The sequence below is a fragment of the Anaerotalea alkaliphila genome (assembly GCF_010179735.1).
Lineage (GTDB): Bacteria > Bacillota > Clostridia > Lachnospirales > Vallitaleaceae > Anaerotalea > Anaerotalea alkaliphila.
The window spans coordinates 18,792-33,161 of record NZ_JAAEEH010000023.1 but is presented as its reverse complement, the minus strand read 5'-3'; the positions used below and the strand labels follow the sequence as shown (position 1 = coordinate 33,161).

6 protein-coding genes and 1 pseudogene are annotated in these 14,370 nt (G+C 38.6%); all 7 read right to left on the bottom strand.

What is annotated here, in order from left to right:
* Positions 1-392 precede the first annotated feature (392 nt).
* A complete protein-coding gene (locus GXN74_RS09135) occupies positions 393-4,028 on the bottom strand; it encodes a recombinase family protein (protein ID WP_162370629.1) in 3,636 nt (1,211 codons plus the stop codon).
* A 129-nt stretch (positions 4,029-4,157) separates the two neighbouring features.
* The gene (locus GXN74_RS09130) at positions 4,158-4,868 is read right to left on the bottom strand and encodes a recombinase zinc ribbon domain-containing protein (RefSeq protein ID WP_246208655.1); all 711 of its coding nucleotides are present in this window, start codon (positions 4,866-4,868) and stop codon (positions 4,158-4,160) included.
* An 18-nt stretch (positions 4,869-4,886) separates the two neighbouring features.
* Positions 4,887-5,054, bottom strand: a pseudogene (locus tag GXN74_RS14915) (recombinase family protein); the annotation flags it as partial.
* Positions 5,055-5,696: 642 nt separating this feature from the next.
* Complete coding sequence (locus GXN74_RS09125) at positions 5,697-9,635, bottom strand: recombinase family protein (RefSeq protein WP_162370627.1); 3,939 nt, start codon at positions 9,633-9,635, stop codon at positions 5,697-5,699.
* A 163-nt stretch (positions 9,636-9,798) separates the two neighbouring features.
* The gene (locus GXN74_RS09120; RefSeq protein WP_162370626.1) at positions 9,799-11,466 is read right to left on the bottom strand and encodes a recombinase family protein; all 1,668 of its coding nucleotides are present in this window, start codon (positions 11,464-11,466) and stop codon (positions 9,799-9,801) included.
* A gap of 2 nt (positions 11,467-11,468) precedes the next feature.
* Entirely contained in the window at positions 11,469-13,109 is a 1,641-nt protein-coding gene (locus GXN74_RS09115) for a recombinase family protein (protein WP_162370625.1), read from the bottom strand.
* A 231-nt stretch (positions 13,110-13,340) separates the two neighbouring features.
* Positions 13,341-14,321: an N-acetylmuramoyl-L-alanine amidase gene (locus GXN74_RS09110; protein WP_162370624.1), complete on the bottom strand. Its 981-nt coding sequence runs from the start codon at positions 14,319-14,321 to the stop codon at positions 13,341-13,343.
* Positions 14,322-14,370 lie beyond the last annotated feature (49 nt).

Genomic DNA, 14,370 nt, shown 5'->3' with positions numbered 1-14,370 from the left:
GAACCAGAAATCAGTGGAAATATTTATTAGCTTTTTATTCAAGCTATTACACCAAATATTTGTCGCTCCCTGTTATGCGACTAACAAGTGATCAGGCTCAAATATTTGTCGCTACTCGATAAGCGACTCATAAGAGGTCGAGTTCAAACTCGGGTGAGTCCCTACCATAGAGTGGGAACTCAGAAAAGATCGATTAAAGGCCGCGGGACTTCATTGACCTCGGTCTTTCTACTTTTATTCGGAGCCATTTGCATTTTCGCTCAGTTTGTTTGCACTAAAAACAACCCACCAAGTAGCTTGATTACTTTTATCAGGCAACTCAGTGGGTTTTTAATTTTGTCATGATTTTCTTCATATTTGAAGAATAACGTTCCATTTATAAAAAGACATCATTACTCCTTTACTGAATAATATTTTTGAAGTCTGCTACTCGGCTGATCCGGCAATGTTTGCTTTAAAATCCCTTTTTCTATTAATGGGATTACAATATTCCTTTTGAAAGTATCATTTTGGGCATACTTTGGTAGATACTCTCTCATTTCAGTTAAGGATTTGGGTTCTCTGCAAAATTTTAATAAACCTCTTACCTCTGTTCCTTTTAAAAAGGCTTCTTTTTCAGCAGCTCGTTTTGCCGCTCTTTTTAGTCTTTTCTGTTCCTGGAAAGACCCATAGTCTATCGGAACTCCCCATTCAAAGCCAGAAATAAATTGATAGGTAATTTGACCATCTTCTAAAACAATTCCCTTCTCAATAAACTGCTCAAACAACTCTGACTGAAATTCTCGTGTATCTTTGTAATACCCAAGATGATCTTGTTTTTTATCTTTGAAACTTGCTAAATTCTTTCTAAGAATTACTATTTCCGATTCTATCGCTTCTAATTGTTCTTCTCTCTCTGTATAATTTGAAAGCTCTGCTCTTATCTTCATTATTTCATCAGTCAAATAATCAACAAGTTTTGCATCTTTACCACTTTTTCCAAGTTCATTTTCAACTGCTTGATACAACCGCATATTGAGTTTTTCCTTTTCTTCCTTCAGCTCACCTCTTTGTTTTTCTTCTTCTGGCTTAATCTTTAAGTTCTCCATAAAAGAACGAATAAAATCATCAAACGCTGGATTGAATTTAATATCCAATAAAAGCTGAGAGAAGTTTTCTTCAATGTATTCTTGTCTCATATATGGGACATCGCAGTATCCTTTTAATGCTTGATGACAACGCCACCATCTCATTTCGTAATTTTTCCTCTGTCTTCTGATGGCTCTAACGTAGCCTACTACACTTCCACATTTACTGCAATATAACTTTTTATCGAAAGCTTTATTCTTACCCTCATCCGCTGGATACTCCTGAATATTTTCCTTCCGTCTTTTTTCAGATTCCTCTATTATATTTTGGACTCTATCCCATTGAGCAGAGTCTATTATACCCTCATGATGATTCTCAATAAAATACATCGGTAGCTCCCCTGTATTCTTCACCCGCTTCTGCGCTAATGTAAATCCTGTATGATATCTTAGATAGATATAGTTGCCGCGATATATTTCTGAGGTTAATATCCTTTTAATGGTAGTCTCATGCCATCTTTTCTTTCTATCAGGAGTAGGGATATTCTTTGAGGTTAATAAATCTTTAACCCTAGAAATTCGCTTTCCTGTTTCATATTCATTGTATATCAACTGCACTATCTCTGCTTCCTCTTCATTAATCAACCACTCTTTATTTTTTCCATATTGAAAGCCATATCCAATGTTTCCTGGGTTTACAATGCCCCTCTGAGCTAGGCTTCTTTTACCCCAAGCAATCGCTTCTCCTATGTTAACACTTTCTTCTTGACTAAGGGCAGATAATAGACTGATAAGTACATTACTCTTATCATCAAGGCTCCGCAGATTTTCACGCTCGAACCAAACCTCAGTAGGTGGATCTAGACTTTTCAACATGTTTAAATAGGTTAATGTATCGACAGTATTTCTGGCAAATCGAGACAGTGATTTTGTAATAATCAAGTCCACTTTTCCCGCTTTACAATCTTCCATCAGGCGCTTGAACTCAGGCCTACCTTCAGTCGTTCTCCCGCTTTTTCCGTCATCTATATAGATATCAGCTAAGGTGTAACGTGGATCCTTGAGAATAAGGTACAGATAATATGAATATTGCGTCTTGATACTTGTTTTTTGCTGCTCTAGTTCTGTTGAAACTCGCACATAGGCAGCCACTTTTAACTTCTTTTCTCTTACCACAGGTACGCTCGTCCGCATCACAACGGAATTGCTCAATTGTTTTTGTATATTTTTAACCATCAAGTTAGGTTCAAGTTTTCTTTCTGCTATCATCTTTTCGTCCTCCTCCTCAATGTAATTTTGATCACCCCCTTTCTCCGAGGCGATTTGGATGTTTGATTTAGGGTCTTTTTGAACCAGTAAATCCCCGTTAGGTTGCCACTCTGGAAGTTTCTCTTCATGATTTGGTTTTATGGGTATGCAGTTACCTACTTCTGTCTCTTTACCATCAATCCAATAAATTTTATAATCTTCTTTTGAGTAAATGACCACCCTAATGATCCAAGCCCTCATATATTCAATTGTGGCCCGCTCTTCAAACTCATCAAAGCTTTTAATACTCTCAAGCCACTTTATGGAATCAAGACGATACTTCCTATCATCTTCTATTTCTACAAGCTGCTTCTCAAATTTCTCATAATCCTTTTCCATCTGACTAATGGCTTCATCTGTAAATTGAATGCCTTTCAACCTTTTAGCCATTTGTATCTGCGTCAAGGCCTTAAGGCGGTGGAACTCAAAGTAGTCATTCTGGTTTATTCTAATCAACATTCTCTGAAGAATTTTTATAGTCCTATTATCTTTCACATCAAACCGTTCTTTAAATGCCCTAAGCATAATTGCAGACATGACATCTTCTCTGATCGTTGGTGTTGCGCAGAGAGCTTTGTCTGTTGCTGCAGTATAACACCTAAAATAGTCCCAAGATCTGTTGCTACTTCTTCTTAAGCTACGATTGCAATTTCCACAACTAACACGGTTTAACAAAGGATTAGCTCTGTGAGTTTTGGGATGTGAGCCTTTCTTTTTTGTTGATCTTTTATCTTGAACCAACTCATATACTTCTTTTCCGATAATCGACGGGTGATGATTTTCAATCAAGTATTGGTCCCTAATACCTTCCGATGGACGCATTTTATTACTCATCAGATCTCTTGTGTGTTTTCTAGCTTTTACATCTCCGGTATAAGAAATATTGGACAAAATTGAATCAACTGTTTGTTCCCCCCATAGCTCTTTCCCAAAATATGTCTTGATATTTCTCTTGGTTAACTCTGCTGCAATAGCTTTACAGCCCATTCCATCAAGATACATTTGATAAATCTGTCTAACAACTTGAGCTTGCTCTTCATTGATTGTAATAATCGTCTCAGTACCAACTTTTGTTTTATCATAGCCGTATGTGTGTCCGATATTAACCTTGCCTTTCATCATTCGTTTTTCATGACCCCATTCTATGGCTTGAGAAGCAGCCTCAATCTCTCCTTGGGCAATGCTGGCATAGGTTTTTAAAAGATAAGTCGTATCACTTCTAGTGCTCGTAATATTTTCTGTTTCGAAATATACAGCTATCCCCAGTTCCTTGAGTCTTTCTATGACTTCAATTAACTCCTGCGTGTTCCTTGAAAAACGGGATACATTTTTGACTAAGATTAGGTCAATCCTATGTTCTTCACAGTGCCTGAGCATCCGAGTAAAGCCTCGTCTTAATGATGCTTTTCTCCCGGTAACCAAATTATCAAAATAGATACCGACAAAGGTCCAGTTGTCCCTACTATTAATCACATGGGTATAGTGACTTACTTGGCTTTCCAATGAGTGGGACAGTCCCAGTGAATCAAGACTCACTCTACAATATGCTGCGACTTTGATTCCCTCACGCTTACTATGCAGTGGACTATCTTCTATCTTTTCTAAAGGATCCCATAATTTATTGATCCATAAGCTTTTATCTATTTGGTCCATTATAAAAACTCCTTTCCCCTAAAAGATTACGCTTGCTTGTATGTTTGCATTGGTGTCAAACTATTGCAAGTACAATCTCTATAAGGTAAAGGAGTATTTTATTTAATTAGATAAATTCTTTAAAAATCGCTACTCGTTCTTCCCACGTCTCCAGCCTTGAGCCATTCTTTTGACTCCACATTTAAATATAAACTCAATCTCATAATCTTTATGGAGAATGCCTCTTTCAACAAGTTTTTTAAATTCAGTGGCATCAAAGGTCTCAAAGCTACTTTGACTTTCAAGATATGTTATTAAGGCTTCTAAGTTCTGCCTCATATAGATTTCTTCGTCCTGGCTTTTAACAAGGGCTTCATGTTCCTGCTGGTAGATTTGCGATTCATAGATCATATTTCTAAGGGTCGCATCATAAATGGGGTCATTGGTAACACTTTCCCTCATGGCCATCTCACTAATGCGATCATTGATTCGACCGATAATTTCTTCAAGTTCTTTAAGCCTTTCTTTTTCATCATAGGTTAAGCTCACATCCTCAATGGCTGCTTCTCCCTCAGCTCTTATTAGGTCAATCTCTTCAGTCATTTTTAGAAGCATTTCGTTGTAGGCCGCCTCAATAACCTCTTCCCATACATATTTTGAATGGCAGTCAAAGTCAGCTTCTACTTTCTGAGCCGCCAGTCTGCAATGCCAAACGGTAAATTTGTAAGGCTTGCCATCTTTTTTTGATGTGATTCTCCTTCTATGAACTGGCATGCCACACTCCCCACAGTAAAGCATATTAGAAAATGGTGCTTTACCGCTATAGGTTCTGTGGTACTTTCCGTCAGGATCATGCTTCATTTTTCTTCTTCTTTCCAGTTCCTTTTGTACATAATTCCATTCCTCTTCAGAGATGATTGCAGGGTGATTGTTCCGTATAAAGTACTGTGGTTTATGGTTCTTATTTCTGATTCGCTTGTGGGTTAAAGGGTCCAGGGTTACTGACTTCTGACATAATGCATGGCCACAGAATTTCTCATTCGGCATGATGCGATCTGGATAAAAACACAATATATTGTGTTTTATAATGTATTTTAGTTGTCATTAATACAATATGTAGTTTTATCCGTTGTGCTGTAAAGATAAAAAAATTAAGCCCATTTCAGTTAAGAAATGAGCTCTTTTGAAAAATTCCTTCTATTATATTGTTACTCAGTTGATTAGTTTAGAAGTTCGAAAATCTATTCTAGTAATTGCCATTTTTGTCTATGCGCAAAAAAATCGAGATTCCTTCGAAAAAACAAAAAACCACCAAGATTCGGTCTGAGTTCGGAACTGATGCCGAGTCTAGATGCCATCTTGGTGGTTAATTTGTGATCACAAAAAATAAAGCCATCGCAATGTGATAGGCTCATTTTTCGCTTGTAACGTTTCGAGATAGCATTTGTTTTACTTTCTGCTCTCCACGCTTTATCGTTTCTGACGATAGCAAGTTTCTATCTATTTTAATACTTTTCTTAGGGGTGGAAATGATTCTCTCGAAAGACTCCACGGCCTTATTAGTATTCAAAGTAAATTCCTTATTAAAAGATGATGTGGGCATTCTGATCCCTCCTTTGCCATTATTTTCTTATTTCTTATTACACTAACATTACCATATGCAGAGGGTCAATTCAAAATTTTTAATCTTCAGCTTTCTGTATAGTATTTCTGATCATGACTGCTGATAAATTCTGGAATCGTCCGTTTCAGTCTATCCATTTCAACCAGTGGATTGATTATCGTTATCCTGAAATGTTCAATTGTCATCACATCTCCCATGAATGCTAACATCTCATGGCTAGTTCTAGGTGTTCTACAAAACTTCATAAGCTTCTTTATTTCAGGCCCGTTAAGAAAATCTAGTCGCTTTATGAAGTTCTCAAGCTTCCTTCGCTTAGTAATGAGCTTCTTATAATTCTCATAATTAATTGGTGCAGACCATTCAAGGCCGATATTCAGTTTGAACACCATTGTCCCATCTTTATAGATTACGCCAGATTCAATAAGCCTTTCAAATAATTTTCTGTTAAAGCTTGCTTCTTCTACCTTAAGACCAGTCTCTAAAACCTTTGAAGGAAGCAGCGATTTTCCGTACCGTGTTTGATCGAACCCATAAAAGTTCATCCTTCTCTTCTTTCCTAAAAGATCCTGAATTTTGTAACGATTAAAGAACCACTCCATTTCTGATTGTAGAAATTGTTGCTGCTCTCTCTTCTCTGTATAGCTCTTTAGGTGTTCCTGTATTGCCACAATATTGCCCGTAAGCATATCAATCCGCTGTGAGTCTCTGCCCTTTTTGTTAAGCTCCTCGTCCACCGCTTCGTAGAGATTTTGATACAGCTCATTCATTTTATCTATCAGCTGCTTCTCCATATTTAGTTCTTCTTCACTTATCTCAAGCTCATCTATTTGCTTTTCATAGTAAGCCTTAAATTCAGGATTTGAAATCATCTCAATGAGCAGGTGCTGAAAATTGATTTCTAGGTATTCTTGATTGAACTGTTTGGCGTCGCATACCTGAGGCATATTCTGGAGACCACGACCGCAACGCCAAAATAGTGTAACGCTTGATTTTTCTTTGAGCTTCTTTTTCTCAATCTCACCTGTCTTATCATTATGCACTTTAACTTTTTTTCTATTAATATATCTTCCAAAACCTAATGTGCTTTCACACTCTCCACACTTGAATTTTTCGATAAACACTTCATTTTTTACTTCTTCCTTTTCAAAACCAAGATAAACCCCTTTCATGCTCTTTCGTCGATCAGCTCTCATTTGTTGCACTTCATCCCATATGTCCTTCTCAATAATGGCTGGGTGATGGTCCTCAATATGAATCATAGGGATCTCTCCCCGGTTTGGAACAAGCGGTTGCTTGCGTTCTGGATTTTTAAATTTTTGATTGTGAATGTAATCTCCTTTGTACACAACGTTATCTAGGATGTTCTTAATGGAAGAGTTGCTCCAAAGCCCCGAACCACTTGGTGAAACAATACCCTCGTCATTAAGGTTTTTATAGATATCTGATCGTCTCACCCCATTCAAGTAATCCGTATAAATGCGCCTAACAATCGCAGCCTCCTCTTCTTTGATGACCCACTCTTTCTTATCATTGTATTCATACCCATAGTTAAGCCTTCTTGGCCTTACAATGCCTCTACTAGCCAGCGCTCGTTTTCCCCAGGAAATGGAGCTTCCGATATTTCTACTCTCTTGCTGGGCTAAGGCTCCCATCAAGCTGACCATCAGCTCGCTGGTATCATCTTCAGTTGAAATATTTTCTTTCTCGAAAAACACAAAAGTCGGCGACTTTAACTCTTTCAAGAGCCGTACATACTTAATTGCATCTAAAGTATTTCGACTAAACCGCGACAATGATTTTGTCAGAATCAAATCGATTTTTCCTGCTTTACAATCAGTAATCATTCTATTGAAGCCTTCACGGTGTTTTGTTGAAGTTCCAGTAATGCCTTCGTCAACATAAATGCCGGCAAACTGATACTTGGGATTTTTGAGAATGGAGTAGGTATAAAAAGCTATTTGGGTTTTTAGACTTGTCTCTTGCTCTTCTTTATCAGTCGACACTCGAACGTAGGCAGCGACCTTTAACTTCTTTTTAGCCTCAATCTTTGGGTGATTATTGTCTTTTACGTTTTTATAGATGCGACTCATTAACTGCATATGCTGCTGATGGTCAATCTGTGTTACTTGAGGTAATGCCACGTCGATTTCCTCCTTTCTCCCGTAGTCTTTGATGCCTTCACCTGGATGAAGACTCTCTAATTTCTCTATCCTGTTATTTTTAGTGTCCGGTGCATATGAAGCTCTTGATATCAAGTTTTCTGTACTGAGTACCTCGGTCTCTCGTTCATTGTCATCTGTGGCATCAGGTCTGGATATGAGTTCCGTTTGCTCAATTTTGGCGTCTCTTGATTTTCGGAAATCCTCAGCTTTCCTTTTGCAAAGCTCAACATCACCCACACTCGTTTCGCTGCCATTAATCCAATGAATCGTATACTCCTCGTCAGAATATATAGTCACAGTAACCATCCATGCTCTCATGAGCTCCAGTGTTAGCTCAGTTAAGAAAGCCACTGAATCCTTTCCCTCACTAAGCCATTCAAGAGCCAGGTCCCGGTACTTCCTATCATCCTCTATCTGATTGATCTTTTCTTCAAATTCTCCATATTGTTTACGCATATCCTCAACATCCTCTAGCGTAAATCTGGATCCGATTAAATGCTCAGCAATCTCAATTTCCGTTAAGTATTTGAGCCGATGAAACTCAAAATGGTCATTCTTATTTACCCGCTCTATCATTTTCTCCAGTTCTTTAACGGTTCTATCAGACCCAAAATCAAACCATTCCTCAAAACCTCTTTGAAGGATGTCACGCATAACTTCTTCCCTGATATAACTTGTAGGACATAGTTCTTTATGCCCCACACGTAATTTACAGCCCCAATATGCGGCTTTCACTCGGTCTGTCGTTCTATAATGGATGTTCCCGCAATAGCCGCATATAATCCGACCTGCAAAAGGGCTGATTGTCTTTTTTGAAGACGTTGTCTTTTTTGGTCTATTTTCTTCAATAAGCTTTTGCACTTTCTCAAAGGTCTCCAAATCAATGATGGGTGGGTTTGCATTTTCAATTAAAATCTTATCTCTCATGCCCTCTGATGACCTAACCCTATTCGTCATAAGATCCCTGTTTGTCGTTCTACCAATGTAATTTCCTGTGTAAATCGGCAGGGTTAATATCTTCTTTACTGATGAAACACTCCATGTGTCCAGTCCTCTAGGCGTCTTGATACCACTAAGAGTCAATGCTCTCATGATGTCTGTCTGAGATTTGCCATTGAGGTATTCTTTGTAAATCCACCTAACAACGTCTGCTTCTTCATTAATAATCCTAAGTTCCGATCTGCCAGAACCTTTTACCAGTTCATATCCATAAGTCTTCTGGAAATATGGTCGACCGCTTAATAGTCTTTGTTCTATTCCCCACTTGCACAGCTCCGACATAGCTTCCACTTCAGCTTGAGAAAGACTGCCATAGGTTGATAATAAAAAAGCATTATAATCGATGGATGTGTCAATTCGCTCTTTCTCGAAAAATACCCCTGTTCCATGCCCTTTTAGTTCTTCGACGGCTTCCAGCAGTTCTTTTGTATTCCTTGAGAATCGCTGCACACTTTTGGTGATAATTAGATCCAACTTACCTTCTTCAGCATGGCGGAGCATTCTCTTAAAACTGCGTCTATCCTTTATTGTCCTGCCAGAAATATTATCATCAAAATAGATCCCGACAAATTTCCAGTTAGGTTTATTCCGAATTAGTTCTGTATAATGACTCATCTGATTTTGAAGGGATCTTCCTCTTTTGTTCGGTGTTGGACTCACCCTGCAATAGGCGGCTACCCTTACTTCATCATCCGTTCGTTCAAGCGGACTTTTCCTCTTTTCATCTAAGGGGTTCCATAATGTTTGAACCCACTGCCTTGTATCATTGGGGTTCATGTTTTCAGTTTCATCCAACTGATGAACGGTTGCTTTATTTACAGCATCATCTGATGTTTTGCCCATAGAAAAAACTCCTCTCTTTTCGATGATATACCTAGCTACTAGGTATGTTCACTCTGTACAGGATATAATGCAAGTACTTTATCCTGATTGAGGGAGTTTTTGTCTTTCTATGTTAAACACCTACAATATTAAGGCGTTTGTTTTCATGATTTGGCTCAGCTGCCTACATGTAATCTTTACGGTCAGCACCGATGCTCCTTTTGATGCCGCATTTAAAATGGAAATCGACTTGATGATTGTCATGCACCACACCTTTTTCAATGGTCTTTACAAAAATATCTTCTCGAAAGCCATCGTCATCGCTCAAGTCATCCAAACTTTCAATGAATTCTTCTAAATGTTTCTTTATAAATATGCTTTCACTTTCCATCTTGCTTAAATTCTCATACTCGAGCTGAATGATTTCTTGCTCATAAATCATATGCCGCATTGTTGCATCATATACTGGATCACTTGTAGCTGATTCTCGCGCCGCCAAATCACTGATTCTATTTGTGATGTGTTCAAGCTTCGTTTCAAGTTCGACCAGTTTTTCCTGCTCCGCTTCTGAAAGGGCATAATCTTCACTGGCGAGTCGCGCTTCACGGATCACTTCATCACGATCGTCGTTCATCTCATGGAGAATCTTCATGAAGGCTTTCTCCAATACTTCTTCCCATACATAACTCGCGTTACATTTGATGCCTTTGTCTATATCCCTATGTGCTGCTACACGGCAGTGCCATGTTGTGAAGTGATATTTTTCACCATTTTTTGATGAGGTCATTCGTCTGCGTGTAACGGGTCTGCCACAATGGCCGCAAAACAACATGTTTGAGAAAACAGATTTCCCACTATAGGTCATCCTGTACTTCTTTTCGGGATTTCTTAGTAGATCGTTTCTTCTTATGAGCTCCTTTTGGACCTTATCCCAATCCTCTTTTGAGATAATTGCAGGATGGTGATTTTGGATGTAATATTTCGGTTTGTGGTCTTTATTAGGAACTCTTTTATGGCTTAAAAAGTCTATTGTTACCGTCTTCTGTGCCACGCAATCTCCTGTATATTTTTCTTGGATTAATATTTTTCGAATTGAATCGCTGGTCCAGGTTTTCTTGCCTCTTGCTGTTAAAACGCCATCTTTCATCAACCCTTTAGCGATCCTTGCTGTTCCTTTCCCTTCTAAAAATTCTCTAAATATCCGCCTCACAACTTCTGCTTCCTTCTCTAGAATAACGATCTTGCCATCTTCATCCGTATCGTATCCTAGAAAGTATGTGGTTGGTATATGGGGTTTCCCTTGAGAGAAACGCTTTGTCACACCCCAGGTAGCATTCATGCTCAATGATTTTGACTCTTCCTGGGCTAGGGAACTTAAAATTGTCAAAAATAGCTCTGATTTTGAGTCGAGTGTGTCCAAATTTTCCTTCTCAAAAAATACGCCGACCTGGGGATCTAAGTTCTTTAGTAACCTTACATAGCTCAAGCAATCAAGGGTGTTTCTAGCGAATCGGCTGATGGATTTTGTTAGAATGTAGTCGATTTTTCCCGCTTTGGCATCTTCAATCATCTCAAGAAATCCCGTTCTGTTCTTTGTATTTGTACCCGTAATCCCTTCATCCGTGTAGATCTTATAAAGCTCCCATGCTGGGTTTTTCTTTATATAGTCCGTATAATACGAAACCTGAAGTTCGTAAGAGGACGCTTGATGTTCAAGCAATGTCGATACACGGGCATAGGCTGCAATCCTTTTTTTACGTCCATCATGATGTTCATCACTTCTTCCCGTTCTGCTAACTACTGGAATAATCCGGACTTTAGGGTTCATGCTTGTTGACAAATTCGTCTGCATAATCAATCTTCTCCTTTCTCAATTTTGACTTCTTCCATATCTCCATTTGCCCAATATAAAAGCAGCGTTCCTTTTTCCGTATAAGTCATTCTGATAAACCACGCTCTTAGAAAACTAATATCTTCAGATAAATCATTCATTCCTTGCACAAGTCTGGTGGTATCTTTAATTTTCTCTAATGACTTTATTGCTCCTTCCCTGTACTCAGCATCCTTATCGATAAACTCCCATAGATGTTTTTTTGATTCTAATTGTTTTTCAACTTGAATTCGTTGTTCCTTAAATGTTGACTCATCCCGAAGTTCCATAATCGCTCTGTTTTCATCCACCAATGCTTTTTCTAAAGAAAGCCTTAGCCAACTTTGCTCTGACTCTCGATTTAACTCAATATTTTTGAGTTCTTTGATTAAATTTATGACAAGTTTTTTATTTGCACTGGCGCCATCGTCCAGATACTTCTTGGTGAATTCTCTTTTTAACGTCCTTACAATATCTTGTTCATCGATTGCTTCCATTTCGCAAAGCAGTTTACTTTTAAGTCTACTCGAACATCTCCATAGCACCCTTTTCCTACCAACATATCGATGATAGTTCTTCCCACAACACCCACACTTGATTCTGCTTGTGAACTCGTTAATATTCTTACTACTTCTGGAATATGGGACTGATTTTTTCTCAAGAATTCTCTGAACTCTGTCATAGACTTTCCTATCAACAATTGGCTCATGATGATTGCTTATATAATACTGAGGCCTTTCTCCATTGTTTACTTTGGTTTCATGAGTTAGATAATCTTTTGTGTAAGTCTTTTGACAAAGAGCATCACCAACATAACGTTCGTTGCTCAAAATACTTTTGATATTTGAATCCTTCCAGTCAATGCGGCCATTTGGTTTTTTATAACCTTTACTTATAAATTTTCTGGCTATATCGACCAGGCTGTAGCCTGCTAAATACAAGTCGTAAGTCTCCCTTACAATCTTTGCTTCCTCTAAATCAATGGTCCAGGGAACACCATTCACTTTTTTATAACCTAGAATTCTTGTGAATAAAGGCTTTCCACTTGAAAACCTTTTTGTATGCGCCCAGCTTAGATTTTCTGAAATCATTCTACTTTCTTCTTGTGCGACTACCGATAACATTGTCAAAATAAATTCACTTTCCATACTTCCCGTATCAACGGATTCCTTTTCAAAGATAACCCTGATTCCATTTTCTTTGAGCACTCTAATTGCTTCTAATGTGTCCATGACATTTCTAGCAAACCTTGAGATAGACTTGCATAAAATCAAGTCAATATTTCCTTCCAGGGCATGGCGCATCATCTTATTGAATCCCGCTCTATGGGCCCTTTTAGTTCCAGACTTGCCCCTGTCAGAGTAGATGCCCACAAACATCCAGTCAGCGTTATTTCTAATGTAGTTTGTGTAATGAATTGTTTGATTTTCAAGGGAGTTCATTTGCATTTCTTCTTCTGTACTCACTCGGCAATACGCACAAACTCTCAGTCTTTTAGGTTCTTCCTTAATATTTGATGTTGTTGATGCCACTTGAGTTTTCATTCCAATTTCAATGACTTGTCTCTCTTGGGATTGAAAATCAATACTGTCATAAAATCCACTTTCATACAACGATCCAGCCATATTCTTCCTCCTTCCTTTATCCTTTTTCAACCTGACGGCCTTTTTGTTTATCAATCAAACTCTTTAAAATATAAAACCCTGAAACGCCCGTAATTCAAGGTTTCAGGGTATCGGCGTCATAGTATATATCACTCACAAACAGGTATTTATCAAGTCATTTCTACTATATATGGGGATAAAAATAAGCCGATGCTATGGAGATAACACCGGCTCAATAATGCGATTTTCCTTCTAATCGTATTTCATGTAGGCATCAAATCCCGCCTTCTTCAGTCGCGCCATGAGGGCCTCTGCATTCTTCTTTTCGCTAAAGGCGCCTACCTGTACCCGGTAGTATTTTTTACCGGATTCCTTCTCAGGTTCAACCTCCACACCAGCACTGACCATCTCAAGATTGTCTTTAGCAACCCAGGTCATTATACCGGCCTTCTCATCCATGGTGCTTTTCAGAATGGTTTTACCAAGAAGAACACATTCCTTGCCGCCTTTAATCACAGGTTTTCCATTAAACACATCCTGAGTAATCAGGTGATAGTTCCATTTCACCCATTTTGGAATGATAGGACCCCCTGGATAGTAGGTTCTGGCAGACGCTTTGATTTCTACAATATTGCCAGCTTCAAAGATTTCTTTACCTTCACCTACATTCACCAGTGCCTTCTTAACTGCAGCTCTAAAGGTATCCATGTCCTCACCATGCTTTGGAAACCAGTGCCCCACGTCTGAATGATTAGATGCGATCCCTTTCTTGTTTCCTTCTGCATGGCTGATGATGTCCTTTTCAGTCAGATCATATTCTCTGCAGAGATGAACACATAGGACTACTGCATTCTGCCATGCTTTTCTAAAGTAGGTTTCATTCTTCTTCACATCATAGCCTACCATCTGATTTTTAGAATAAGAAAACCCACCCGGTTCACATATCTCAAAACCGATGTGGGTATCATTTGCTTTACCGCCTGCATGCCAGCCTCTGTGATTCCAAGGCAGGTACTGCCAGATTTCTTTATCGTCCAAGAAGGCATGGACACAAACCTGACGGTTGATTTCACTAGCCTTATAGGATTTATTCCATCTACTGAACCAATCGGCGGCCATTACACCTGGTGTGGCAGTGGAATGAACCATGATGCCTTTAGGTGTAATCTTTCTTCCAGCTGTATAACAATCATTTCTGGTCATATACTTTGTCTTTAAGTTACTTAGTGCCATCCTAATCGCCTCCATTAAATTTTGGGCACAAAAAAAGACACTCTTTTTT

Coding starts and splice junctions, on each gene's coding strand:
- GXN74_RS09110 (WP_162370624.1), bottom strand. CDS start 14,321: ATGGCACTAAGTAACTTAAAGACAAAGTATATGACCAGAAATGATTGT.
- GXN74_RS09135 (WP_162370629.1), bottom strand. CDS start 4,028: ATGGACCAAATAGATAAAAGCTTATGGATCAATAAATTATGGGATCCT.
- GXN74_RS09120 (WP_162370626.1), bottom strand. CDS start 11,466: ATGCAGACGAATTTGTCAACAAGCATGAACCCTAAAGTCCGGATTATT.
- GXN74_RS09115 (WP_162370625.1), bottom strand. CDS start 13,109: ATGGCTGGATCGTTGTATGAAAGTGGATTTTATGACAGTATTGATTTT.
- GXN74_RS09125 (WP_162370627.1), bottom strand. CDS start 9,635: ATGGGCAAAACATCAGATGATGCTGTAAATAAAGCAACCGTTCATCAG.
- GXN74_RS09130 (WP_246208655.1), bottom strand. CDS start 4,868: ATGAAGCATGATCCTGACGGAAAGTACCACAGAACCTATAGCGGTAAA.